This is a genomic window from Microvirga pudoricolor, assembly GCF_016892705.1.
Taxonomy (GTDB): Bacteria; Pseudomonadota; Alphaproteobacteria; order Rhizobiales; family Beijerinckiaceae; genus Microvirga; species Microvirga pudoricolor.
The window spans coordinates 200,711-221,666 of sequence record NZ_JAFEMB010000006.1; the positions used below are offsets into that span (position 1 = coordinate 200,711).

The following is a 20,956-nucleotide window of genomic DNA, read 5'->3' on the forward strand; positions in this document are numbered from 1 at the left end:
GGATCAGAGCGATGCCCCGCACGCATGCGATTGAGGACTACCGCAACTTCGGCATCATGGCCCACATTGATGCCGGCAAGACCACCACGACCGAGCGCATCCTGTACTACACCGGCAAGTCCCATAAGATCGGTGAAGTGCACGAAGGTGCCGCCACCATGGACTGGATGGAGCAGGAGCAGGAGCGTGGCATCACGATCACGTCCGCTGCGACGACCTGTTTCTGGAACGACAAGCGCCTGAACATCATCGACACCCCCGGCCACGTCGACTTCACCATTGAAGTCGAGCGTTCGCTGCGCGTGCTCGACGGCGCCGTCTGCGTTCTCGACGGCAACCAGGGCGTCGAGCCCCAGACCGAGACCGTCTGGCGCCAGGCCGACAAGTACGACGTCCCGCGCATCGTGTTCGTCAACAAGATGGACAAGACTGGCGCTGACTTCTTCAAGTGCGTGGCCGACATCATCGACCGCGTCGCCGGAAAGCCTGTCTGCCTCCAACTGCCGATCGGCGCCGAAAGCGACTTCCAGGGCGTCATCGACCTCGTCAAGATGAAGGCGATCGTGTGGTCCGGTGAGGCCCTCGGCGCCAACTTCAACGAGACCGAGATTCCCGCCAATCTGCTCGATCAGGCCAAGGAATACCGCACCAAGCTCGTCGAGGCCGCCGTCGAAATGGACGACGACGCCATGGGCGCATATCTCGATGGCCAGGAGCCGGATGCCGAGACCCTGCGCCGGTTGGTTCGCACGGCGGTTCAGCGCCGGGCATTTCACCCGGTCTTCTGCGGCTCGGCGTTCAAGAACAAGGGCGTTCAGCCGCTCCTCGATGCCGTCGTCGATTTCCTGCCGTCGCCTGCCGACCGTGGCGCGATCAAGGGCATCGACTTCAAGACCGAGGAAGAGACCGTCCGCAGGCCGACCGACGACGATGCGTTCTCCATGCTCGCCTTCAAGATCATGGACGATCCCTTCGTGGGCACCATCACGTTCTGCCGCGTGTATTCGGGCAAGGTCGAGGCTGGTTCCTCGATCCTGAACTCGACCCGCGACAAGAAGGAGCGCGTCGGCCGCATGTTGCTGATGCACGCGAATAACCGGGAAGACATCAAGGAAGCGTATGCCGGCGACATCGTCGCGCTGGCCGGCCTGAAGGATGTCCGCACCGGCGATACGCTGTGCGATCCCAACAAGGCCGTCATCCTCGAAAAGATGGAGTTCCCGGAGCCTGTCATCGAGATCGCCATCGAGCCGAAGTCGAAGGCCGACCAGGAAAAGCTCGGCTTGGCACTGTCCAAGCTCGCTGCCGAGGACCCGTCCTTCCGCGTGTCGACCGATCAGGAGTCTGGCCAGACGATCCTGAAGGGCATGGGCGAACTGCACCTTGACATCAAGGTCGACATTCTGCGCCGCACCTACAAGGTCGACGCAAACATCGGCGCTCCGCAGGTCGCCTATCGTGAGACGATCACGAAGAAGGCCGAGATTGACTACACCCATAAGAAGCAGACCGGTGGTACGGGTCAGTTTGCCCGCGTCAAGCTCGTCGTTCAGCCGAACGACCAGGGTGCTGGCTTCTCGTTCGAGTCCAAGATCGTTGGCGGTGCCGTTCCCAAGGAATACATCCCCGGCGTCGAAAAGGGTCTGCAATCGGTTGTCGGTGCGGGTATCATCGCCGGCTTCCCGGTCGTCGATCTCAAGGTCGAACTCGTCGATGGCGCCTACCACGAGGTCGACTCGTCGGCTCTGGCCTTCGAAATCGCGTCCCGCGCCGCTCTTCGTGAAGCGCTCCAGAAGGGCGGTTCCGCCCTGCTCGAGCCGGTCATGAAGGTCGAAGTCGTGACTCCGGAAGACTACACGGGCTCGGTCATCGGCGACCTGAATTCTCGCCGTGGTCAGATCCAGGGTCAGGACATGCGTGGCAACGCGGTGGTGATCAACGCCATGGTGCCGCTGGCCAACATGTTCGGTTATGTCAACACCCTCCGCTCCATGAGCCAGGGTCGCGCGAACTACACCATGCAGTTCGACCACTACGAGCAAGTGCCGTCGAACGTGGCAGCCGAGGTTCAGGCGAAGTACGCCTGAACCCACTGAACACATTGTCTGAGATTTAAAGGAACGGGTGCCACGATGGCGAAGGAAAAGTTTGAGCGGAACAAGCCGCACTGCAACATTGGCACGATTGGTCACGTTGACCACGGCAAGACGTCGCTGACGGCAGCGATCACGAAGGTTCTGGCGGAGAAGGGCGGGGCGCAGTTTACGGCGTACGACCAGATCGACAAGGCGCCGGAAGAGAAGGCGCGCGGCATCACGATCTCGACGGCTCACGTGGAGTACGAGACGCCCAACCGCCACTACGCCCACGTCGACTGCCCCGGGCACGCGGATTATGTGAAGAACATGATCACGGGCGCGGCGCAGATGGACGGCGCGATCCTGGTGGTGTCCTCGGCCGACGGCCCGATGCCGCAGACCCGCGAGCACATCCTTCTGGCGCGCCAGGTCGGTGTTCCGGCTCTGGTGGTGTTCATGAACAAGGTCGACATGGTCGACGACGCCGAGCTTCTCGACCTGGTGGAGCTGGAAGTCCGCGAACTGCTGTCGAAGTACGACTTCCCGGGCGACGACATCCCGATCGTGAAGGGCTCGGCTCTTTGCGCTCTGGAGGACCGTTCGCCTGAGATCGGCCGCGATGCGGTTCTCAAGCTGATGGACGAGGTGGACGCCTACATCCCGCAGCCGGAGCGTCCGGTGGACCAGCCGTTCCTGATGCCGATCGAGGACGTGTTCTCGATCTCGGGCCGTGGCACGGTGGTGACGGGTCGTGTTGAGCGCGGCATTGTCAAGGTTGGCGAGGAAGTGGAGATCGTGGGCCTGAAGCCGACGGTGAAGACCACGGTGACGGGCGTTGAGATGTTCCGCAAGCTGCTCGACCAGGGCCAGGCGGGCGACAACGTGGGCGTTCTGCTGCGTGGCACGAAGCGCGAGGACGTGGAGCGCGGACAGGTTCTGTGCAAGCCGGGCTCGATCAAGCCGCACACGAAGTTCAAGGCCGAGGCGTACATCCTGACGAAGGAAGAGGGCGGGCGTCATACGCCGTTCTTCACGAACTACCGTCCTCAGTTCTACTTCCGGACGACGGACGTGACGGGTGTTGTGACGTTGCCTGAGGGCACCGAGATGGTGATGCCGGGCGACAACATCTCGATGGACGTGACGCTGATTGCGCCGATCGCGATGGAAGAGAAGCTGCGCTTTGCCATCCGGGAAGGCGGCCGTACCGTCGGCGCCGGCGTCGTCGCCGCCGTCGTGGATTGATCATAGAGGACTTGCGGCAGGCCGACCCCCGGGCTCGGCCGCCGCTCGCTAAACGGTAAAACCATGAACGGTCAGAACATTCGCATTCGCCTTAAGGCGTTTGATCACCGGATCCTCGACGCTTCGACACGGGAAATCGTGTCGACCGCGAAGCGGACCGGAGCCCAGGTTCGCGGGCCCATCCCGCTGCCGACGCGCATCGAACGCTTTACGGTTCTTCGCTCGCCGCACATCGACAAGAAGTCGCGCGAGCAATTCGAGATGCGCACTCACAAGCGCGTTCTCGATATCGTGGACCCCACTCCCCAGACGGTGGACGCGCTGATGAAGCTCGACCTCGCCGCGGGCGTGGATGTGGAGATCAAGCTCTGAGCCCTCGGGCTTGGAGCTTTCGGTAGCGCCGAGAGGATACGCAGATGCGCTCAGGCGTCATTGCACAAAAACTCGGGATGACCCGCATCTTTACCGATGCCGGTGAACACGTCCCCGTCACGGTTCTCAAGGTCGACCAGTGCCAAGTGGTCGCCCATCGAACCAAAGATAAGAATGGCTATACCGCCCTGCAGGTCGGCGTCGGTAAGGCCAAGGTCAAGAACGTTTCGAAGGCCGAGCGCGGACAGTTTTCCGTCGCCAAGGTCGAGCCGAAGCGCAAGGTCGCGGAATTCCGCGTCAGCGAAGATGCCGTGATCCCGGTCGGTGCCGAGATCACAGCTGATCACTTCGTCGCCGGGCAGTTCGTCGATGTGACGGGCACCACGACGGGTAAGGGCTTCGCAGGCGGCATGAAGCGCTGGAACTTCGGCGGACTTCGGGCGACTCACGGCGTCTCGGTTTCGCACCGTTCGATCGGTTCGACCGGCGGCCGTCAGGATCCGGGCAAGACCTTCAAGAACAAGAAGATGCCGGGTCATCTCGGCGCCGAGCGCGTGACGACGCAGAACCTGCGTGTCGTGTCGACCGACGTCGAGCGCGGACTGATCCTCGTCGAAGGCGCCGTTCCGGGCGTTGCCGGCGGCTGGATCTACATCCGTGACGCCGTCAAGCGGAAGCTGCCGACCGACGTGCCGATGCCCGGCAAGTTCCGTGCGGCCAACGATACCGCTGCGGCTCCGGCTGAGCAGGCTGTTGAGGAGAACGCGTGATGAAACTCGATATCACCACGCTTGAGGGCACCAACTCGGGTTCCGTAGAGCTCAACGAGGCTATCTTCGGTCTCGAGCCCCGCGCCGATCTTCTGGCCCGTTGCGTGCGCTGGCAGCTCGCCAAGCGCCAGGCCGGTACCCACGCGGTGAAGAACCGCTCGGATATCGACCGGACGACGAAGAAGGTTTACAAGCAGAAGGGCACCGGTAGCGCTCGTCACGGCGCAGCCAGCGCTCCTCAGTTCCGTGGGGGCGGTCGCGCCTTCGGACCGCAGGTTCGCAGCCACGCACACGACCTTCCCAAGAAGGTCCGTGCTCTTGCCCTGCGGCATGCGCTCTCGTCAAAGGCCAAGGACTCCTCGCTCATCGTCGTCGATGACGTGAAGCTCTCGGATCCGAAGACGAAGGCTCTCGTCGAGCGCTTCGGCAAGCTCGGCCTCGCCAACGCCCTGATCATCGGTGGCGCTGAGATCGAGGCGAACTTCCAGCGGGCTGCTCGCAACATCCCGAACATCGATGTCCTGCCCGTGCAGGGGATCAACGTCTATGACATCCTCCGTCGCGAGAAGCTCGTTCTCACGAAGGCTGCTGTCGATGCGCTGGAGGCGCGCTTCAAATGAGCCTGGACCCGCGCCATTACGATGTGATCGTGAGCCCGGTCATCACCGAGAAAGCCACGGCCCTGTCCGATCAGAACAAGGTCGTCTTCAAGGTGAAGTCCGATGCGACGAAGCCGCAGATCAAAGAAGCGGTTGAGAAGCTGTTCGATGTCAAGGTGAAGAGCGTCAACACGCTCGTCACCAAAGGCAAGGTGAAGTTGTTCCGCGGCATCCGCGGCCAGCGGTCGGACGTGAAGAAGGCGGTTGTGACCCTCGAAGAGGGCCAAACCATCGACGTCACGACGGGCCTCTGATCGGTTGAGAGAGTGATCCGATGGCTTTGAAGACTTTCAAACCGGTCACCCCCGGCCTCCGCCAGCTGGTGATCGTGGACCGCAGCGAGCTCTACAAGGGCAAGCCGGTCAAGGCGCTGACGGAGGGCAAGAGCTCCTCCGGCGGCCGTAACAACACGGGTCGCGTGACCGTTCGTTTCCGTGGCGGCGGACATAAGCGCACCCTGCGCAATGTCGATTTCAAGCGCCGTTCGCGCATGGGCGACGTGGCGACCGTGGACCGGATCGAGTACGATCCGAACCGCACCGCCTTCATCGCGCTCATCCGCTATGAGGATGGCGAGCTGTCCTACATCCTGGCCCCGCAGCGCTTGGCTGTCGGCGACCAGGTGTCGGCGGGCGAGCAGGTCGACATCAAGCCCGGCAACGCGATGCCGATCGGCAACATGCCGGTGGGCACCATTATCCACAATGTGGAGCTGAAGATCGGCCGCGGCGGCGCTATCGCCCGCTCCGCCGGTACCTACGCCCAGATCGTGGGTCGCGATCAGGGTTACGTCACGGTTCGCCTGAATTCCGGCGAGCAGCGTCTGGTCCATGGCCAGTGCTTCGCCAGCATCGGCGCCGTGTCCAACCCGGACCACATGAACACCTCGGTCGGTAAGGCCGGTCGTAACCGTTGGCTCGGCAAGCGCCCGCATAACCGCGGTGTCGCCATGAACCCCATCGACCACCCGCACGGTGGTGGTGAGGGCCGTACCTCCGGTGGCCGCCATCCGGTGACCCCCTGGGGCATCCCGACCAAGGGTAAGAAAACCCGTTCGAACAAGCGGACCGACAAGTTCATCCTGTCGAGCCGTCACGCTCGGAAGAAGTAAGGTAAGAGGCACGTCATGGCACGTTCGCTTTGGAAGGGTCCGTTCGTCGACGGCTACCTCCTCAAGAAGGCCGAGGCTGCCCGTGGTGCGGGCCGGGCCGAGGTCATCAAGATCTGGAGCCGTCGCTCCACGATCCTCCCGCAGTTCGTGGGCCTCACGTTTGGGGTCTACAACGGTCAGAAGCACATCCCGGTCTACGTGAGCGAGGAAATGGTGGGACACAAGTTCGGCGAGTTCTCGCCGACCCGCACCTTCCACGGTCATGCCGCGGACAAGAAGGCGAAGAGGAAGTAAGATGGGTCAGGCCAAGACTCCTCGCGCGCTGAGCGATCAAGAGGCGCAAGCCGTCGCCCGCATGCTGCGCGTCAGCCCTCAGAAACTCAACCTCGTCGCGGCCCTCATCCGCGGCAAGAAGGTCTCGACGGCTCTTGCCGACCTCGAGTTTTCGCGCAAGCGGATCGCTCATGAGGTTCGCAAGTGCCTGCAGAGCGCCATCGCGAACGCCGAGAACAACCACAACCTCGATGTGGACGATCTCGTGGTCAGCCAGGCCTATGTGGGCAAGGCGCTCGTCATGAAGCGCTTCCATGCCCGCGCCCGCGGCCGGGGTGCTCGTATCATGAAGCCGTTCTCGAACCTCACGATCGTGGTTCGGGAAGTCGCCGAACAGGCGTAAAGGAGAACCAGATGGGTCAGAAAGTTAACCCGATCGGTCTTCGGCTCGGCATCAACCGGACCTGGGACTCGCGCTGGTTCGCCGGCAAAGGCGAGTATGCCAAGCTGATGCATGAGGACATGGCGATCCGCGATGCCCTCCTGAAGCAGCTCAAGCAGGCCGCCGTTTCGAAGATCGTGATCGAGCGTCCGCACAAGAAGTGCCGCGTCACCATTCACTCGGGTCGTCCCGGCGTGGTGATCGGCAAGAAGGGCGCCGATATCGAGAAGCTGCGCAAGCTCGTCAACAAGATGACGGATGCCGACGTGGCGATCAACATCGTCGAAGTGCGCAAGCCGGAGATCGACGCGACCCTGGTCGCCGATTCGATCGCCCAGCAGCTCGAGCGCCGTGTCGCCTTCCGTCGTGCCATGAAGCGTGCCGTTCAGTCGGCGATGCGTCTGGGCGCCGAGGGGATCCGGATCAACTGCTCCGGTCGTCTCGGCGGTGCTGAGATCGCCCGTCTGGAATGGTACCGCGAGGGTCGTGTCCCGCTGCACACGCTGCGCGCGGATGTCGATTACGGAACGTCCACTGCCTTCACGACCTATGGCACTTGCGGCATCAAGGTCTGGATCTTCAAGGGTGAAATCCTCGAGCACGATCCGATGGCGCAGGACAAGCGGATGAACGACGAAGGAGGCCGCTCAGGTGGCCGCCGCGAGCAAGCGGCGTAACCGAGGGGTCAGGAGAGGTTTGCCATGTTGCAACCGAAGAAAACCAAGTTCCGTAAGCAGTTCAAGGGCCGCATTTCCGGCACCGCGAAGGGTGGTACGGACCTCAACTTCGGCCAGTTCGGCCTGAAGGCGATGGAACCGGAGCGTGTCAACGCCCGACAGATCGAGGCGGCTCGCCGCGCGATCACCCGTGCCATGAAGCGCGCGGGCCGGGTCTGGATCCGCATTTTCCCGGATGTGCCGGTCAGCTCGAAGCCGACCGAAGTGCGTATGGGTAAGGGCAAGGGCGCTCCCGAATTCTGGGCCGCCCGAGTCAAGCCTGGCCGTATCATGTTCGAGATCGACGGCGTGCCGGAGGATATCGCCCGTGAGGCGCTCCGTCTCGGCGCGGCCAAGCTCCCGATCAAGACGCGCTTCATCCAGCGCATCGCGGAGTAAGGAGGGTATCATGAAGTCAACTCAGAGATCTTCCGACCTCAAGGCCATGTCGACGGACCAGCTGTCGGACGAGCTGCTCAACCTCAAGAAGGAGCAGTTCAACCTTCGCTTCCAGCGCGCCACCGGCCAGCTTGAGAATACCGGACGCGTGAAGGAGGTCCGCAAGGACATCGCCCGCGTCAAGACGCTGCAGCGCCAGAAGTCGTCTGCGGCGAAGGCTTAAAGGGGAACCAGATGCCGAAGCGCGTTTTGCAGGGCGTCGTTGTCAGCGACAAGCAGGACAAGACGGTCGTCGTGAAGGTTGAACGCCGTTTCACGCACCCGGTCATGAAAAAGACCGTGCGTAAGACGAAGAACTACCATGCCCACGACGAGAACAATAATGCCAAGGTTGGCGACACGGTCTTCATCGAGGAGTCCAAGCCGCTTTCCAAGCTCAAGACCTGGGTGCTCGTGGACCAGTCCAAGGCCTGAGGGCTGACAGATTGGGGGTTGTCTTTGCGAGGCGGCTCGTGTATACGGCCGCCTTTCTCGACATTATGAGGGCTGGGGACATCAGATCCCCGTCAGGCGTAGTCCGGGAAGGCAATCGTGCCTTGGCCCGGAAACCTGTCTGAAACAAAGGAAAGGATCAAAGCCATGATCCAGATGCAGACGAATCTAGACGTCGCCGACAATTCCGGTGCGCGCCGAGTGATGTGCATCAAGGTTCTCGGCGGTTCGAAGCGTAAATACGCTTCCGTCGGCGATATCATCGTCGTCTCCGTGAAAGAAGCGATCCCGCGCGGGCGCGTAAAGAAGGGCGACGTCATGAAGGCGGTCGTCGTTCGCACCGCAAAGGACATCCGTCGCGTCGACGGGTCCGTTATCCGGTTCGACCGGAACGCCGCCGTTCTGATCAACAATCAGAAGGAGCCGGTGGGCACCCGTATCTTCGGCCCCGTTCCCCGCGAACTGCGCGCCAAGAACCACATGAAGATCATTTCGCTTGCGCCGGAGGTGCTCTAATGGCCGCTAAGATCAAGAAGGGCGACAAGGTCGTCGTTCTGACCGGTCGCGACAAGGGCAAGACCGGTGAGGTGCTCCAGGTCATGCCGAAGGATGAGCGCGCGCTCGTTCGCGGCGTCAACCTCGTGAAGCGCCACCAGCGCCAGACGGCTTCGCAGGAAGGTGGCATCATCTCGAAAGAGGCGTCGCTCCACCTGTCGAACCTGGCTTACGCGGACCCGAAGGACGGCAAGCCGACCCGGGTTGGTTTCAAAGTTCTCGAAGACGGTCGCAAGGTCCGTTTCGCCAAGCGTTCGGGAGACCTGATCGATGGCTAAGGCTCAGGCAGACGCCTATACCCCCCGGCTGCGGCAGCACTACGAGGAAGTCGTGCGTCCGAAGCTCATCGAAGAGTTCGGCTATAAGAACCCCATGGAAGTGCCGACGATCACCAAGATCGTGCTCAACATGGGCGTTGGCGAGTCAACCGCGGATTCGAAGAAGGCCTCCGTTGCGGCCGCCGATCTCGCGCTCATCGCCGGCCAGAAGCCGGTGATCACGAAGGCCCGCAAGGCGATCTCGCAGTTCAAGGTTCGCGAGAACATGCCGATCGGCGCCAAAGTCACGCTTCGCAAGACCCGTATGTACGAGTTCATGGACCGCCTCGTCACGATCGCGCTCCCGCGCGTCCGCGACTTCCGTGGCCTGAACCCGAAGTCTTTCGACGGCCGTGGCAACTACGCCCTCGGGATCAAGGAGCACCTCGTGTTCCCTGAGATCAACTACGACAAGGTCGAGCAGGTGTGGGGCATGGACGTCATCATCGCCACGTCTGCAAAGACGGATGATGAAGCTCGCGCGCTCCTGCGTCACTTCAACTTCCCGTTCCGGCAGTGAGGACAACCGTCCTCAAACGCGGACACTGGAGATTATCGAATGGCTAAGAAAAGCTCTATTGAGAAGAACAAGCATCGTCGTGAGCTGGTGAAGAAGTTCGCCGGCAAGCGCGAGCGGCTTCTGGCTGCCGCCAACGACGAGTCGAAGTCCATGGAGGAGCGCTTCGAGGCGCGCCTCAAGCTGGCTGAACTGCCGCGCAATTCGAGCAAGACGCGCATCCGGAATCGGTGCGAAGTGTCGGGCCGTCCGCGCGCTTATTACCGCAAGCTTGGAATGTCTCGGATTGCCCTGCGCGAGCTCGGCAACAAGGGCATGATCCCCGGCCTTGTGAAGTCCAGCTGGTAAGGGAGGGATATTCATGGTCAATGACCCGTTGGGCGATATGCTCACCCGTATTCGCAACGCGCAGATGCGCCGTCGCGGTACCGTCTCGACCCCCGGCTCGAAGCTTCGCGCCCGTGTCCTCGAAGTTCTGAAAAGCGAGGGCTACATCCGCGACTATTCGCAGACCGAGTTCGGCAACGGCCGGACCGAGTTCTCGATCGAGCTCAAGTACTATGACGGCCAGCCCGTGATCCGCTCCATCCAGCGTGTCTCGAAGCCCGGCCGCCGGGTGTACTCGTCCGTCGACACCATGCCCCGCGTGGCTGACGGTCTCGGCATCACCATTCTCTCGACCCCGCAGGGCGTCATGTCCGACCACGAGGCTCGGGAGAAGAACGTGGGCGGCGAAGTGCTCTGCAAGGTCTTCTAAGGCCGGGCAACAGCACAGAACCACGGAGTTTCGAACATGTCTCGCGTAGGCAAAAAGCCCGTCCCGGTTCCGTCAGGTGTGACGGCTTCGGTGGACGGCCAGAATGTGAAGATGAAGGGTGCGAAGGGCGAGCTGTCGTTCGTCGTGCCGGATGAGGTCTCGGTGGTCTTCGAGAATGGTGCCGTCGCGGTGCAGCCGCGCGACCAGTCGAAGACGGCTCGCGCCAAGTGGGGTCTGTCCCGCGCTCAGGTCGCGAACTTGGTCGAGGGCGTCACCAAGGGCTTCGAGAAGCGTCTCGAGATCAACGGCGTCGGCTATAAGGCCGCTGTGGCTGGCAAGGTGCTGAAGCTCTCGCTCGGCTACAGCCACGATATCGACTACGAGATCCCGACCGGTGTCACGATCACGACGCCGCGTCCGACCGAAGTCGTCGTCACGGGCATCGACAAGCAGGTCGTCGGTCAGACGGCTGCGGAGATCCGCGACTATCGCGGCCCCGAGCCTTACAAGGGCAAGGGCGTCAAGTACGCTGGCGAGTTCATCTTCCGCAAGGAAGGCAAGAAGAAGTAAGGACGACGCATCATGGCACTCAAGAAAGGCGTTGCTGATCGCCGTAAGGCCCGTGTGCGCCGCGCGATTCAGAAAGCAGCGAACGGCCGTCCGCGTTTGTCGGTCTTCCGTTCCTCCAAGCAGATCTATGCTCAGGTCATCGACGACGTGCGTGGTCACACGCTTGCTCAGGCTTCGACTCTCGATCAGGACCTCAAAGGCAAGCTGAAGACGGGTGCAACCGTCGATGCCGCCAAGGAAGTCGGTCGGATCGTTGCCGAGCGCTCCGTGCAGGCTGGCGTGAAGCAGGTCATCTTCGATCGCTCGGGCTATCTCTTCCACGGTCGCGTCAAGGCTCTTGCCGATGCGGCCCGCGAAGGCGGTCTGGAATTCTAACGGCGGGTTTCAAATACCCCAAAGCGAGCGGGCCCGCCGCCCGCGCAAGTGAGAGGTCTCATGGCTAGAGAACCAAGAGAACGCGCTGATCGCGAAGAGCGCGACAGCGAATTCGTGGACCGCCTGGTTCACATCAACCGCGTTGCCAAGGTCGTGAAGGGTGGTCGCCGCTTCGGCTTCGCCGCTCTCGTCGTCGTCGGCGATCAAAAGGGCCGCGTCGGCTTCGGTCACGGCAAGGCCCGTGAGGTTCCGGAAGCGATTCGTAAGGCAACCGAAGCCGCCAAGCGTGGCATGATCCGCGTGGCGCTTCGCGAGGGCCGTACCCTTCACCATGACGTCCACGGCCGTCACGGCGCCGGCAAGGTGATCCTCCGCGCCGCTCCGCAGGGAACCGGCATCATCGCTGGCGGCCCGATGCGCGCTGTCTTCGAGACGGTCGGCATGCAGGACGTTGTGGCGAAATCCCTCGGCTCCTCCAACCCGTACAACCTCGTTCGCGCGACGTTCGACGCGCTCAAGAACGAGGACAGCCCGCGCTCGGTGGCTGCTCGCCGTGGCCTGAAGGTCTCGACGCTCCAGGCGCGCCGCCGCGATGCGGATGCCGGCGAAGTCGCCGGCGCTGAAGCGTAAGGGAGGCGGACACAATGGCAACGAAGCCAGCCGCTGCGGCTCAGCAGACCGTCACCGTTGAGCAGATCGGCTCGCCGATCCGTCGTGAAGGCAAGCAGCGCGAGACGCTGATTGGCCTCAAGCTCAACAAGCTGCACCGTACTTCGACCCTCGAGGACACGCCTGCGGTTCGCGGCATGATCGAGAAGGTCAAGCACCTCGTGCGCGTTGTCGACGGGCAGTGAGGAGACAGTCATGAAACTCAACGAAATTCGTGACAACGAAGGTTCCACCAAGAACCGCATGCGCGTGGGCCGTGGTATCGGCTCGGGCAAAGGCAAGACCGGCGGCCGTGGCGTCAAGGGTCAGAAATCCCGCACCGGCGTGGCCATCAAAGGCTTCGAAGGCGGCCAGATGCCCCTGCATCGCCGTCTGCCCAAGCGTGGCTTCAACAAGCCGAATGCTGTGGTGCTCAATGAGGTCAATATCGGCCGTATCCAGCAGGCGGTGGAAGCCGGCAAGCTGGATCAGGGCGCTCCGATCACCATCGAGTCGCTCGTCGCGGCCGGCGTGGTGTCGAAGCCCCGCGACGGCGTGAAGATCCTCGGCATCGGTGAGCTCAAGGCTAAGCTGTCCTTCCAGGTTGCGCGCGCCTCCAAGTCGGCGGTCGAGGCGATCGAGAAGGCGGGCGGCTCGGTGACCCTCCTGGGTGCTGTTGCGGAAGCGTGATCGCGCGCCCACATGAATGAAGATCCGAGCGGCGGCCCGCGTTGATCGTGCGGCCGCCGTTCGCGTGTAAGACACAGCGCCGAAAGCTTTTCCCCAGGGCCGAAAGACGGCTTTCGTCGGGAAACTGGGCGATATAAGACATCCGGCACGGGTCGCGATTCCATGGGGCGACGCCGGTCCGGCAGATCGGGGATCAGACGATGGCTTCAGCAGCCGAACAGCTTGCGGCAAACCTCAATTTCGGCGCCCTCGCGAAGGCCGACGAACTCAAAAAGCGAATTTGGTTCACTCTCGGCGCGCTCATCGTCTATCGCCTCGGCACGTACATCCCGCTGCCGGGCATCAACCCCGAGGCCTTGCGGCAGAGCTTCCAGAGCGCCAGCGGCGGCATGCTCGGCCTGTTCAACATGTTCTCCGGCGGCGCCGTGGAGCGCATGGCGATTTTCGCCCTCAACATCATGCCGTACATCTCGGCATCGATCATCATCCAGCTTCTTACCTCCGTGCTGCCCACTCTTGAGGCGCTCAAGAAGGAAGGGGAGGCAGGCCGCAAGATCCTCAATCAGTACACCCGTTACCTAACCGTCGCCCTCGCGATCTTCCAGTCCTGGGGCATCGCGGTCGGCCTTCAGAGCTCCGGCGGCATCGTCCAATCTCCAGGGCCCTTCTTCCTGGTTTCCACCGTAATCACCCTGACGGGCGGCACCATGTTCCTCATGTGGCTGGGCGAGCAGATTACGTCCCGCGGCATTGGCAACGGTACGTCCCTCATCATCTTCGCGGGTATCGTGGCCAACCTGCCGACCGCCATCGCCGGCACCCTCGAGCTGGGCCGCCAGGGCGCGATCTCGACGGGACTGATCCTCGGCGTGATCGTCATGGCGGTCGCGATCATCTATTTCGTGGTGTTCATGGAGCGCGCCCAGCGGCGCCTGCTCATCAACTACCCGAAGCGCCAGGTGGGCAACCGCATGTACGAGGGGCAGACCTCGTTCCTGCCGCTCAAGCTCAATACATCGGGCGTCATCCCGCCGATCTTCGCCTCGTCCCTTCTGCTGCTGCCCGCGACGATCGCCAGCTTCCAGGCGAACCAGACTGGCACTGGGATCATCTCGACGCTCTCGGCTTACCTGGCCCATGGCCGTCCGGCCTACATGCTCCTCTACGCGGCGCTGATTATATTCTTCGCGTTTTTCTACACGGCCATCGTGTTCAACCCGACGGAGACCGCCGACAACCTGAAAAAGCAGGGCGGCTTCATCCCGGGCATTCGTCCCGGCGAGCGGACAGCCGACTATATCGACCAAGTGCTAACGCGGATCACGGTCCTCGGGGCGGCGTATCTGGTTATCATCTGCTTGATTCCGGAACTGCTCGTGTCCTACGCGGCGCTTCCCTTCTATTTCGGCGGCACCTCGCTGCTGATCGTCGTCTCGGTCACCATGGACACGGTGGCTCAGGTGCACGGACATCTGCTGGCCCACCAGTACGAGGGGCTTGTGAAGAAGGCCAAGCTGAAGGGCAGTACCCGGAGGCGCTAGGCGGATGGTGTTCCCGGACGGGTCGAGTCGGCCGGGCGCATCAAGTTTTCTCCCCGTCTGCGGCGGGGACGCTCGACGAAGTCAGGGGGGCTCGATGAGAATTATCCTGCTCGGACCACCGGGTGCCGGGAAGGGAACGCAGGCGGTGCGTCTCGTGGAAAGGCTGGGCGTTCCCCAGTTGTCCACGGGCGACATGCTCCGTGCTGCCATAGCGGCTGGTACGCCCGTCGGGCTGAAGGCCAAGGCGATCATGGATCGCGGCGATCTGGTGTCGGACGACGTGGTGCTGGGCATCATCGCCGAGCGGATCGAGGAGCCGGATACCCGCAAGGGCTTTATTCTGGACGGATTCCCTCGGACGGTCGCTCAGGCCGAGGGCTTCGACCGAATGCTGGAGCAGAAGGGCTTGAAGCTCGACGCCGTGATCGAGTTCAAGGTCGACCAGGACGCCCTCGTCGAGCGCATCGTTAAGCGGGCCAAGGAAACCGAGGCACGGGGCGAGCCTGTCCGCAAGGACGACAACCCCGAGGTCTTCAAGACCCGGCTCGAGGCCTACCGGACCCAGACGGCGCCGCTATCGACCTATTACGAGGGCAGGGGCTGCCTTCGGGCGGTCGATGGCATGCGGCCCATCGACGAGGTGACCGAAGCCCTCAAAAAAATCGTCGGCTGAGCCCTGAGGGTCTTGACGTGACGTGAATGTTGCGCTAGGGCCCTGTGTTCTTGCCACAGACAGATGCTTTTCGGGATGCTTCTTATGAGGCTGCCCATGATTGCCATGTTTCGGCGAGCAACTTCAAACCCGCGCAAGGGCCGGCCTCCACCGGACGCGCGATAACCCACCGGGGCCAAGCCCCGACCACATGGAGATGACGATGGCCCGTATTGCAGGCGTCAACATTCCGACCAACAAGCGCGTCGTGATCGCGCTCCAGTATATCCATGGTATCGGCCCGAAGAAGGCTCAGGAGATCGTGGAGAAGGTCAACATCACGCCAGAGCGTCGCGTGAACACGCTGACGGACGCCGAAGTGCTCCAGATCCGCGAGACCATCGACCGCGACTATCTCGTCGAAGGTGACCTGCGCCGCGAAGTGTCGATGAACATCAAGCGCCTCATGGACCTGGCGGCTTATCGCGGTCTGCGCCACCGCCGCAGCCTTCCGGTGCGCGGCCAGCGGACGCACACCAACGCCCGCACCCGCAAGGGTAAGTCCAAGCCGATCGCCGGCAAGAAGAAGTAACGTTGGGCGGCCATTGGCCTGCCCCCTGACCCGGGTGAAGACCCGGGGATCTCCCGCCGGCGCCGGCGCGGAATCACGAACACGATGGCCGGGGCGGTTCCCGGCCATGACACTTTGAGAACCACCATCCCGAGCGCCTGGCATGACGGGCGTGTCTGAAGGACTTTGAAGAATGGCTAAAGAAGCTACCCGCGTTCGCCGCCGCGAACGCAAGAACATCGTGTCCGGCGTCGCTCACGTGAACGCCTCGTTCAACAACACGATGATCACGATCACGGATGCCCAGGGCAACACGATCTCCTGGTCTTCGGCAGGATCCATGGGTTTCAAAGGCTCGCGGAAGTCGACCCCCTACGCGGCTCAGGTTGCCGCCGAGGACGCCGCCCGCAAGGCCTCCGAGCACGGCATGCGCACCCTCGAGGTCGAGGTGTCGGGCCCCGGCTCGGGACGCGAATCCGCTCTGCGCGCGCTCCAGTCGGCCGGTTTCACCGTCACGTCGATCCGTGACGTGACGCCGATCCCGCACAACGGCTGCCGTCCGCGCAAGCGCCGCCGCGTCTAAATCAAGACCGTCAGCGCGCAGGGCTCGCCTTGCGCGTTCCGCTTTCGGGGTGGTTCGCCGCCCCTGTCCGTACCTCATGAGGTGTGGTTGTGATCCAAAAGAACTGGCAAGAGCTGATTAAGCCGAACAAGCTCGAGGTGTCTCCCGGCGACGATCCGAAGCGCGTTGCGACGGTCGTGGCCGAGCCGCTCGAGCGCGGCTTCGGCACGACGCTCGGTAACTCGCTGCGCCGCGTGCTCCTCTCGTCGCTGCAGGGCGCCGCCGTCACGTCCGTCCACATCGACGGCGTGCTGCACGAGTTTTCGTCCATTCCTGGCGTCCGCGAGGACGTGACCGACATCGTCCTCAACGTGAAGACGATCGCCATCAAGATGCAGGGCGAAGGCCCCAAGCGCATGACCCTTCGCAAGACGGGTCCGGGCGCCGTCACGGCCGGCGATATCAACACCATCGGCGACGTCCAGATCCTGAACCCGGACCTGGTCCTCTGCACCCTCGACGACGGGGCCGAGATCCGCATGGAGTTCACGGTCGATACCGGCAAGGGCTATGTCCCGGCCGAGCGCAACCGCGCCGAGGACGCTCCGATTGGTCTCATCCCGGTCGATTCGCTCTACAGCCCGGTCAAGAAGGTGTCGTACCGCATCGAAAACACCCGCGAGGGCCAAATTCTCGATTACGACAAGCTCATCATGACCGTGGAGACCAATGGCGCCGTGACGCCTGAAGATGCCGTCGCCTATGCGGCCCGCATCATTCAGGACCAGCTCCAGGTCTTCGTGAACTTCGAGGAGCCCCGCAAGGAGGAGGCCGCGACCGCCGCGCCGCAGCTGCCCTTCAACCCGGCGCTGCTCAAGAAGGTCGACGAGCTCGAGCTTTCGGTCCGTTCGGCGAACTGCCTGAAGAACGACAACATCGTCTATATCGGCGACCTCATCCAGAAGTCCGAGGCGGAAATGCTCCGTACCCCGAACTTCGGCCGCAAGTCGCTCAACGAGATCAAGGAAGTTCTCGCCGGCATGGGCCTGCACCTCGGCATGGAAGTGCCGGGTTGGCCGCCGGAGAACATCGAAGACCTCGCGAAGCGCTTCGAAGAGCATTACTAAGACGCGAATGGCGAGTGGTGAGTGGCGAATAGGGTGATCGCTACTTCCATTCGCCATTTACCAACCACCACTCGCAATCAAGAGAGACGGCCGTACCGTGGCACGGCGGCCGCAAGATCAAGGAGATAGCCATGCGTCATGGATTCCGCGGCCGTCGGTTCAACCGTTCGTCCGAACACCGTAAGGCGATGTTCGCCAACATGTCCGCCGCGCTGATCAAGCACGAGCAGATCATCACCACCCTGCCGAAGGCCAAGGACCTGCGTCCCGTCGTCGAGAAGCTGATCACCCTGGCCAAGCGCGGCGATCTGAACTCCCGCCGCCTGGCCATGTCGCAGCTCCGCGACGCCGCCATGGTCAAGAAGCTCTTCGACGTGCTCGGCCCGCGCTACAACGCCCGTCCGGGCGGGTATTGCCGGATCATGAAGGCGGGCTTCCGCTTCGGCGATAACGCCCCGATGGCCGTGATCGAGTTCGTGGACCGCGACGTCGATGCGCGCGGCCAGGATTCCGGCCCGTCCCAGAATGTGGAAGTGATCGGCAGCGAGGCGGCGTAAATCGTCTGCCGGGACTGATCCCGATCGGAAGGGCGGCTTTCGGGCCGCCCTTTTTATTTGGTGTTTCACCCCGCCGAGCCCATCTTGGGGCCATGCGTCACCCCGCGGAGAAACGGGTCCCTTTCTTCGCGCGACGCCCTACCTCTTCGCCAACGGCTTTTCCTATCGAAAGGCCCGGCTTATCGACATGCGTCACAGGCAGGATGGATTCGCCATGCGCTCTACTCTTCTCCGGGTCGCCCTAGCCCTCACGGTCGCCGCGACCGGCCTGTCCGGAGGGCTGCCGACCGGGGCACGGGCCCAGACCCGAGCGGTGCCCGAAAGCAAGGCTCAGGTGCAACTGTCCTTCGCGCCCATCGTGCGCCAGACCGCCCCGGCGGTCGTCAATGTCTATGCCAGCCGGTCCGAGCGCCGGCAGCAGAACGCCTACATGGACGAGTTCTTCCGCCGGTTCTTCGGCGAAGGCGGACAGGGCTCCCCCGGCGTGCCCCAGGGCCGGTCCCAAAGCTCTCTCGGGTCCGGCGTGATCGTCGATTCGTCCGGCCTCGTGGTCACCAACAACCACGTCATCGAGAACATGACGGACGTGAAAGTGGCGCTGGCGGATCGCCGGGAATTCGAGGCCGACATCGTCCTGCGCGACGCCCGCACGGATCTGGCCGTTCTCAAGCTCAAGGACCCGTCGAACCTCCAGATCCTGCCGCTGGGCGACTCGGAGGCCCTTCAGGTCGGCGATCTGGTCCTGGCGGTCGGCAATCCGTTCGGCGTGGGCCAGACGGTGACCCAGGGCATCGTCTCGGCGCTGGCCCGGTCCCAGGTCGGCGTCTCCGACTATCAATCCTTCATCCAGACCGACGCCGCCATCAATCCCGGCAATTCCGGCGGCGCCCTCATCGACATGAACGGCAGGCTCGTCGGCATCAACACGGCCATCTACTCTCGCTCGGGCGGCAGCATCGGCATCGGATTCGCGATCCCCTCCAGCATGGTGCGGGCGGTGATCGACTCGGCCCGCGGTGGCGCTCGCTCGGTCAGGCGCCCTTGGCTCGGAGCCCAGCTTCAGGCCATCGACGGCGAAATTGCCACCAGCCTCGGCCTCGAGCGCCCCATGGGCGTGCTGGTGTCGTCGCTCTACGACAACGGCCCCGCCGCCGAGGCGGGCCTGCGGCGCGGCGACGTGATCCTGTCGGTGGACGGCCAGGCCGTGGATAGCCCGGACGCCTTCGGCTACCGGTTCGCCCTGAAGGGCGTGGAGGGCCGGACCAACGTCACCGTCCTTCGCGGGGGGAAGCAGGTCGAGGTCCCGGTCAAGCTCACGTCGCCGCCGGAGACGCGTCCCCGCGAGCCCCTGCGCCTGCGCACGCGGTCGCCCCTGTCGGGCTCCACCATCGTCAACATGTCCCCGGCTGTGGCCGACGAGCTTCAGCTCGAAGTCTCGGAGGACGGGGTCGTCGTCGCGGATCTGGACGAGAACGGCGTCGCCGGCCGGGTCGGCTTCCAGAAGGGCGACCAGATCCTGGCGATCAACGGCCAGCGGATCCGGGCGACCCGCGACGTGGAGCGGTTAATCCAGCGCGGGGACGCCTATTGGGAGATCACCATCAACCGGCGCGGGCGCACGTTTACGACCGTTCTGGGCGGCTGATCCTTGAGCGACCTTTTCACCTCCGCCGGAATGGACCAGGGCGCTCCGCGCCCCCTGGCCGACCGGATGCGGCCGCAGAAGCTGTCGGAGGTGGTGGGGCAGGACCATCTCGTCGGTCCAGACGGCATCCTAACCCGGCTGATCGCCTCGGGCAGCCTCGGCTCGCTGATCTTCTGGGGACCGCCCGGCACCGGCAAAACCACCGTGGCGCGCCTCCTCGCCCACGAGACCGAGCTTCACTTCGAGCAGATTTCCGCGATCTTCTCCGGTGTGGCCGACCTGAAGAAGGTCTTCGAGGCGGCTCGGATGCGGCGCACGACCGGGAAGGGCACCCTGCTGTTCGTGGACGAGATCCACCGCTTCAACCGCGCTCAGCTCGACGCCTTCCTGCCCGTCATGGAGGACGGCACCATCACCCTCGTGGGCGCCACCACGGAAAATCCTTCCTTCGAGCTGAACGCCGCGCTCCTGTCCCGCGCCCGAGTCCTCCTGTTCCGGTCCCTGGACGAGACCGCCATCGGGCAGATCCTGCTCAGGGCCGAGGAGATTACCGGGAAGTCGTTGCCGCTGGACACACAGGCTCGGAGCTCCCTCGTGCGCATGGCCGACGGGGACGGCCGTGCCGTCCTGACGCTGGCCGAGGAGGTTTGGCGCTCGGCCAAGCCCGACGAGATCTTCGACGCCGACGCCCTCCAGGAGATCATTCAGCGCCGCGCGCCCATCTACGACAAGGGCCAGGAGGGCCACTACAACCTCATTTCGGCTCTTCACAAAACCATCCGGGGCTCCGACCCGGATGCCGCCCTGTATTATCTCGCCCGGATGCTGGACGCTGGCGAGGACCGGCTGTTCATTGCCCGCCGCCTCGTGCGGGCCGCCGTCGAGGATATCGGCATGGCCGATCCGCAGGCCCTGGCGGTTGCCAACGCCGCCAAAGACGCCTTCGACTTCCTGGGTTCGCCGGAGGGGGAGTTGGCCCTGGCCCAGGCAGCCGTCTACCTCGCCACCGCCCCGAAGTCGAACGCCCTTTATACCGCCTACAAGGCGGCCACTCTCGCGGCCAAGGAGCATGGCTCCCTCACGCCGCCGAGGACGATTCTCAACGCGCCTACCAAGCTGATGAAGCAGATCGGCTACGGGGCGAGCTATGCCTACGACCACGACCAGCCGGACGCATTCTCAGGACAGGATTACTGGCCGGACAAACTCGGGCCGCAGACATTCTACGAGCCGGTCGACCGCGGGTTCGAGCGCGAGATCCGCAAGCGGCTGGACTGGTGGGAAAAGCTTCGACGGGAGAGGCGGAATGGCTGAG

Annotated in this window: 31 protein-coding genes; all 31 read left to right on the forward strand. The window is 63.4% G+C overall.

What is annotated here, in order from left to right; translation table 11 throughout:
- The first annotated feature begins 11 nt into the window (after positions 1–11).
- The 31 genes from fusA (at position 12) to ILT42_RS18865 (ending at position 20,955) form a co-directional block, all read left to right on the forward strand.
- Positions 12–2,087: an elongation factor G gene (gene fusA, locus ILT42_RS18715; RefSeq protein WP_204217311.1), complete on the forward strand. Its 2,076-nt coding sequence runs from the start codon at positions 12–14 to the stop codon at positions 2,085–2,087.
- Between the two features lie 45 nt (positions 2,088–2,132).
- Positions 2,133–3,323, forward strand: coding sequence for an elongation factor Tu (tuf, locus tag ILT42_RS18720; RefSeq protein WP_204217286.1), 1,191 nt, complete (start codon positions 2,133–2,135; stop codon positions 3,321–3,323).
- A gap of 63 nt (positions 3,324–3,386) precedes the next feature.
- Positions 3,387–3,695 carry a 30S ribosomal protein S10 gene (rpsJ, locus tag ILT42_RS18725; RefSeq protein ID WP_009764298.1) on the forward strand — a complete coding sequence of 103 codons (309 nt, stop codon included), beginning with the start codon at positions 3,387–3,389 and terminating at the stop codon, positions 3,693–3,695.
- A 44-nt stretch (positions 3,696–3,739) separates the two neighbouring features.
- Complete coding sequence (rplC, locus tag ILT42_RS18730) at positions 3,740–4,465, forward strand: 50S ribosomal protein L3 (protein ID WP_204217312.1); 726 nt, start codon at positions 3,740–3,742, stop codon at positions 4,463–4,465.
- On the forward strand, positions 4,465–5,085 hold the full coding sequence (gene rplD, locus ILT42_RS18735) for a 50S ribosomal protein L4 (protein ID WP_204217314.1): 621 nt from the start codon (positions 4,465–4,467) through the stop codon (positions 5,083–5,085). Before rplC ends, rplD begins: the two co-directional genes overlap by 1 nt.
- Positions 5,082–5,378, forward strand: a complete 297-nt coding sequence (locus ILT42_RS18740) for a 50S ribosomal protein L23 (RefSeq protein WP_204217315.1) — start codon at positions 5,082–5,084, stop codon at positions 5,376–5,378. The genes rplD and ILT42_RS18740 overlap by 4 nt, the downstream gene beginning before the upstream one ends.
- A gap of 20 nt (positions 5,379–5,398) precedes the next feature.
- Positions 5,399–6,235: a 50S ribosomal protein L2 gene (gene rplB / locus ILT42_RS18745; RefSeq protein WP_204217317.1), complete on the forward strand. Its 837-nt coding sequence runs from the start codon at positions 5,399–5,401 to the stop codon at positions 6,233–6,235.
- A gap of 15 nt (positions 6,236–6,250) precedes the next feature.
- A complete protein-coding gene (gene rpsS, locus ILT42_RS18750) occupies positions 6,251–6,529 on the forward strand; it encodes a 30S ribosomal protein S19 (RefSeq protein ID WP_204217319.1) in 279 nt (92 codons plus the stop codon).
- 1 nt (position 6,530) lies between these two features.
- The gene (rplV, locus tag ILT42_RS18755; protein WP_204217326.1) at positions 6,531–6,911 is read left to right on the forward strand and encodes a 50S ribosomal protein L22; all 381 of its coding nucleotides are present in this window, start codon (positions 6,531–6,533) and stop codon (positions 6,909–6,911) included.
- Between the two features lie 11 nt (positions 6,912–6,922).
- A complete protein-coding gene (gene rpsC / locus ILT42_RS18760) occupies positions 6,923–7,627 on the forward strand; it encodes a 30S ribosomal protein S3 (protein ID WP_204217328.1) in 705 nt (234 codons plus the stop codon).
- A gap of 24 nt (positions 7,628–7,651) precedes the next feature.
- Positions 7,652–8,065 (forward strand): 50S ribosomal protein L16, encoded by a 414-nt coding sequence (gene rplP / locus ILT42_RS18765; protein ID WP_112663949.1) that lies wholly within the window; start codon positions 7,652–7,654, stop codon positions 8,063–8,065.
- A gap of 10 nt (positions 8,066–8,075) precedes the next feature.
- Complete coding sequence (gene rpmC, locus ILT42_RS18770) at positions 8,076–8,288, forward strand: 50S ribosomal protein L29 (RefSeq protein ID WP_204217330.1); 213 nt, start codon at positions 8,076–8,078, stop codon at positions 8,286–8,288.
- Between the two features lie 11 nt (positions 8,289–8,299).
- Positions 8,300–8,539: a 30S ribosomal protein S17 gene (gene rpsQ / locus ILT42_RS18775; protein WP_204217337.1), complete on the forward strand. Its 240-nt coding sequence runs from the start codon at positions 8,300–8,302 to the stop codon at positions 8,537–8,539.
- 165 nt (positions 8,540–8,704) lie between these two features.
- On the forward strand, positions 8,705–9,073 hold the full coding sequence (gene rplN, locus ILT42_RS18780) for a 50S ribosomal protein L14 (RefSeq protein ID WP_099511397.1): 369 nt from the start codon (positions 8,705–8,707) through the stop codon (positions 9,071–9,073).
- The gene (gene rplX, locus ILT42_RS18785) at positions 9,073–9,390 is read left to right on the forward strand and encodes a 50S ribosomal protein L24 (RefSeq protein ID WP_204217339.1); all 318 of its coding nucleotides are present in this window, start codon (positions 9,073–9,075) and stop codon (positions 9,388–9,390) included. Before rplN ends, rplX begins: the two co-directional genes overlap by 1 nt.
- Positions 9,383–9,949 carry a 50S ribosomal protein L5 gene (gene rplE, locus ILT42_RS18790; protein WP_204217341.1) on the forward strand — a complete coding sequence of 189 codons (567 nt, stop codon included), beginning with the start codon at positions 9,383–9,385 and terminating at the stop codon, positions 9,947–9,949. The genes rplX and rplE overlap by 8 nt, the downstream gene beginning before the upstream one ends.
- Before the next feature lie 39 nt (positions 9,950–9,988).
- Entirely contained in the window at positions 9,989–10,294 is a 306-nt protein-coding gene (gene rpsN, locus ILT42_RS18795; RefSeq protein ID WP_204217348.1) for a 30S ribosomal protein S14, read from the forward strand.
- Between the two features lie 13 nt (positions 10,295–10,307).
- Positions 10,308–10,703 (forward strand): 30S ribosomal protein S8, encoded by a 396-nt coding sequence (gene rpsH, locus ILT42_RS18800; protein ID WP_204217350.1) that lies wholly within the window; start codon positions 10,308–10,310, stop codon positions 10,701–10,703.
- A 36-nt stretch (positions 10,704–10,739) separates the two neighbouring features.
- Entirely contained in the window at positions 10,740–11,273 is a 534-nt protein-coding gene (gene rplF / locus ILT42_RS18805; protein ID WP_204217352.1) for a 50S ribosomal protein L6, read from the forward strand.
- A gap of 12 nt (positions 11,274–11,285) precedes the next feature.
- A complete protein-coding gene (gene rplR, locus ILT42_RS18810) occupies positions 11,286–11,648 on the forward strand; it encodes a 50S ribosomal protein L18 (RefSeq protein ID WP_204217353.1) in 363 nt (120 codons plus the stop codon).
- Between the two features lie 60 nt (positions 11,649–11,708).
- A complete protein-coding gene (gene rpsE / locus ILT42_RS18815) occupies positions 11,709–12,278 on the forward strand; it encodes a 30S ribosomal protein S5 (protein ID WP_204217355.1) in 570 nt (189 codons plus the stop codon).
- Between the two features lie 14 nt (positions 12,279–12,292).
- Complete coding sequence (gene rpmD, locus ILT42_RS18820; protein WP_204217357.1) at positions 12,293–12,502, forward strand: 50S ribosomal protein L30; 210 nt, start codon at positions 12,293–12,295, stop codon at positions 12,500–12,502.
- A gap of 10 nt (positions 12,503–12,512) precedes the next feature.
- Entirely contained in the window at positions 12,513–12,986 is a 474-nt protein-coding gene (gene rplO / locus ILT42_RS18825; protein ID WP_204217359.1) for a 50S ribosomal protein L15, read from the forward strand.
- A gap of 200 nt (positions 12,987–13,186) precedes the next feature.
- Complete coding sequence (secY, locus tag ILT42_RS18830; protein ID WP_204217361.1) at positions 13,187–14,527, forward strand: preprotein translocase subunit SecY; 1,341 nt, start codon at positions 13,187–13,189, stop codon at positions 14,525–14,527.
- A 94-nt stretch (positions 14,528–14,621) separates the two neighbouring features.
- A complete protein-coding gene (locus ILT42_RS18835) occupies positions 14,622–15,200 on the forward strand; it encodes an adenylate kinase (protein ID WP_204217362.1) in 579 nt (192 codons plus the stop codon).
- 202 nt (positions 15,201–15,402) lie between these two features.
- Positions 15,403–15,771 carry a 30S ribosomal protein S13 gene (gene rpsM, locus ILT42_RS18840; protein ID WP_204217372.1) on the forward strand — a complete coding sequence of 123 codons (369 nt, stop codon included), beginning with the start codon at positions 15,403–15,405 and terminating at the stop codon, positions 15,769–15,771.
- 172 nt (positions 15,772–15,943) lie between these two features.
- The gene (rpsK, locus tag ILT42_RS18845; protein ID WP_204217380.1) at positions 15,944–16,333 is read left to right on the forward strand and encodes a 30S ribosomal protein S11; all 390 of its coding nucleotides are present in this window, start codon (positions 15,944–15,946) and stop codon (positions 16,331–16,333) included.
- A gap of 83 nt (positions 16,334–16,416) precedes the next feature.
- Positions 16,417–17,439 (forward strand): DNA-directed RNA polymerase subunit alpha, encoded by a 1,023-nt coding sequence (locus ILT42_RS18850; protein ID WP_407664640.1) that lies wholly within the window; start codon positions 16,417–16,419, stop codon positions 17,437–17,439.
- A 131-nt stretch (positions 17,440–17,570) separates the two neighbouring features.
- Positions 17,571–17,996 (forward strand): 50S ribosomal protein L17, encoded by a 426-nt coding sequence (gene rplQ, locus ILT42_RS18855; RefSeq protein WP_204217385.1) that lies wholly within the window; start codon positions 17,571–17,573, stop codon positions 17,994–17,996.
- Positions 17,997–18,210: 214 nt separating this feature from the next.
- Positions 18,211–19,641 carry a DegQ family serine endoprotease gene (locus tag ILT42_RS18860; RefSeq protein WP_204217387.1) on the forward strand — a complete coding sequence of 477 codons (1,431 nt, stop codon included), beginning with the start codon at positions 18,211–18,213 and terminating at the stop codon, positions 19,639–19,641.
- A 3-nt stretch (positions 19,642–19,644) separates the two neighbouring features.
- Positions 19,645–20,955, forward strand: coding sequence for a replication-associated recombination protein A (locus ILT42_RS18865; protein ID WP_204217389.1), 1,311 nt, complete (start codon positions 19,645–19,647; stop codon positions 20,953–20,955).
- Position 20,956: the final 1 nt, after the last annotated feature.

Coding starts and splice junctions, on each gene's coding strand:
- rplN (WP_099511397.1), top strand. CDS start 8,705: ATGATCCAGATGCAGACGAATCTAGACGTCGCCGACAATTCCGGTGCG.
- secY (WP_204217361.1), top strand. CDS start 13,187: ATGGCTTCAGCAGCCGAACAGCTTGCGGCAAACCTCAATTTCGGCGCC.
- rplB (WP_204217317.1), top strand. CDS start 5,399: ATGGCTTTGAAGACTTTCAAACCGGTCACCCCCGGCCTCCGCCAGCTG.
- rpsC (WP_204217328.1), top strand. CDS start 6,923: ATGGGTCAGAAAGTTAACCCGATCGGTCTTCGGCTCGGCATCAACCGG.
- rplR (WP_204217353.1), top strand. CDS start 11,286: ATGGCACTCAAGAAAGGCGTTGCTGATCGCCGTAAGGCCCGTGTGCGC.
- ILT42_RS18835 (WP_204217362.1), top strand. CDS start 14,622: ATGAGAATTATCCTGCTCGGACCACCGGGTGCCGGGAAGGGAACGCAG.
- rpmD (WP_204217357.1), top strand. CDS start 12,293: ATGGCAACGAAGCCAGCCGCTGCGGCTCAGCAGACCGTCACCGTTGAG.
- ILT42_RS18740 (WP_204217315.1), top strand. CDS start 5,082: ATGAGCCTGGACCCGCGCCATTACGATGTGATCGTGAGCCCGGTCATC.
- rpsK (WP_204217380.1), top strand. CDS start 15,944: ATGGCTAAAGAAGCTACCCGCGTTCGCCGCCGCGAACGCAAGAACATC.
- tuf (WP_204217286.1), top strand. CDS start 2,133: ATGGCGAAGGAAAAGTTTGAGCGGAACAAGCCGCACTGCAACATTGGC.
- rplV (WP_204217326.1), top strand. CDS start 6,531: ATGGGTCAGGCCAAGACTCCTCGCGCGCTGAGCGATCAAGAGGCGCAA.
- rpsE (WP_204217355.1), top strand. CDS start 11,709: ATGGCTAGAGAACCAAGAGAACGCGCTGATCGCGAAGAGCGCGACAGC.
- rpsM (WP_204217372.1), top strand. CDS start 15,403: ATGGCCCGTATTGCAGGCGTCAACATTCCGACCAACAAGCGCGTCGTG.
- rplO (WP_204217359.1), top strand. CDS start 12,513: ATGAAACTCAACGAAATTCGTGACAACGAAGGTTCCACCAAGAACCGC.
- rplE (WP_204217341.1), top strand. CDS start 9,383: ATGGCTAAGGCTCAGGCAGACGCCTATACCCCCCGGCTGCGGCAGCAC.
- fusA (WP_204217311.1), top strand. CDS start 12: ATGCCCCGCACGCATGCGATTGAGGACTACCGCAACTTCGGCATCATG.
- rpsJ (WP_009764298.1), top strand. CDS start 3,387: ATGAACGGTCAGAACATTCGCATTCGCCTTAAGGCGTTTGATCACCGG.
- rplP (WP_112663949.1), top strand. CDS start 7,652: ATGTTGCAACCGAAGAAAACCAAGTTCCGTAAGCAGTTCAAGGGCCGC.
- rplX (WP_204217339.1), top strand. CDS start 9,073: ATGGCCGCTAAGATCAAGAAGGGCGACAAGGTCGTCGTTCTGACCGGT.
- rplF (WP_204217352.1), top strand. CDS start 10,740: ATGTCTCGCGTAGGCAAAAAGCCCGTCCCGGTTCCGTCAGGTGTGACG.
- rpmC (WP_204217330.1), top strand. CDS start 8,076: ATGAAGTCAACTCAGAGATCTTCCGACCTCAAGGCCATGTCGACGGAC.
- rpsN (WP_204217348.1), top strand. CDS start 9,989: ATGGCTAAGAAAAGCTCTATTGAGAAGAACAAGCATCGTCGTGAGCTG.
- rpsH (WP_204217350.1), top strand. CDS start 10,308: ATGGTCAATGACCCGTTGGGCGATATGCTCACCCGTATTCGCAACGCG.
- rplD (WP_204217314.1), top strand. CDS start 4,465: ATGAAACTCGATATCACCACGCTTGAGGGCACCAACTCGGGTTCCGTA.
- rplQ (WP_204217385.1), top strand. CDS start 17,571: ATGCGTCATGGATTCCGCGGCCGTCGGTTCAACCGTTCGTCCGAACAC.
- rpsS (WP_204217319.1), top strand. CDS start 6,251: ATGGCACGTTCGCTTTGGAAGGGTCCGTTCGTCGACGGCTACCTCCTC.
- rpsQ (WP_204217337.1), top strand. CDS start 8,300: ATGCCGAAGCGCGTTTTGCAGGGCGTCGTTGTCAGCGACAAGCAGGAC.
- ILT42_RS18860 (WP_204217387.1), top strand. CDS start 18,211: ATGCGCTCTACTCTTCTCCGGGTCGCCCTAGCCCTCACGGTCGCCGCG.
- rplC (WP_204217312.1), top strand. CDS start 3,740: ATGCGCTCAGGCGTCATTGCACAAAAACTCGGGATGACCCGCATCTTT.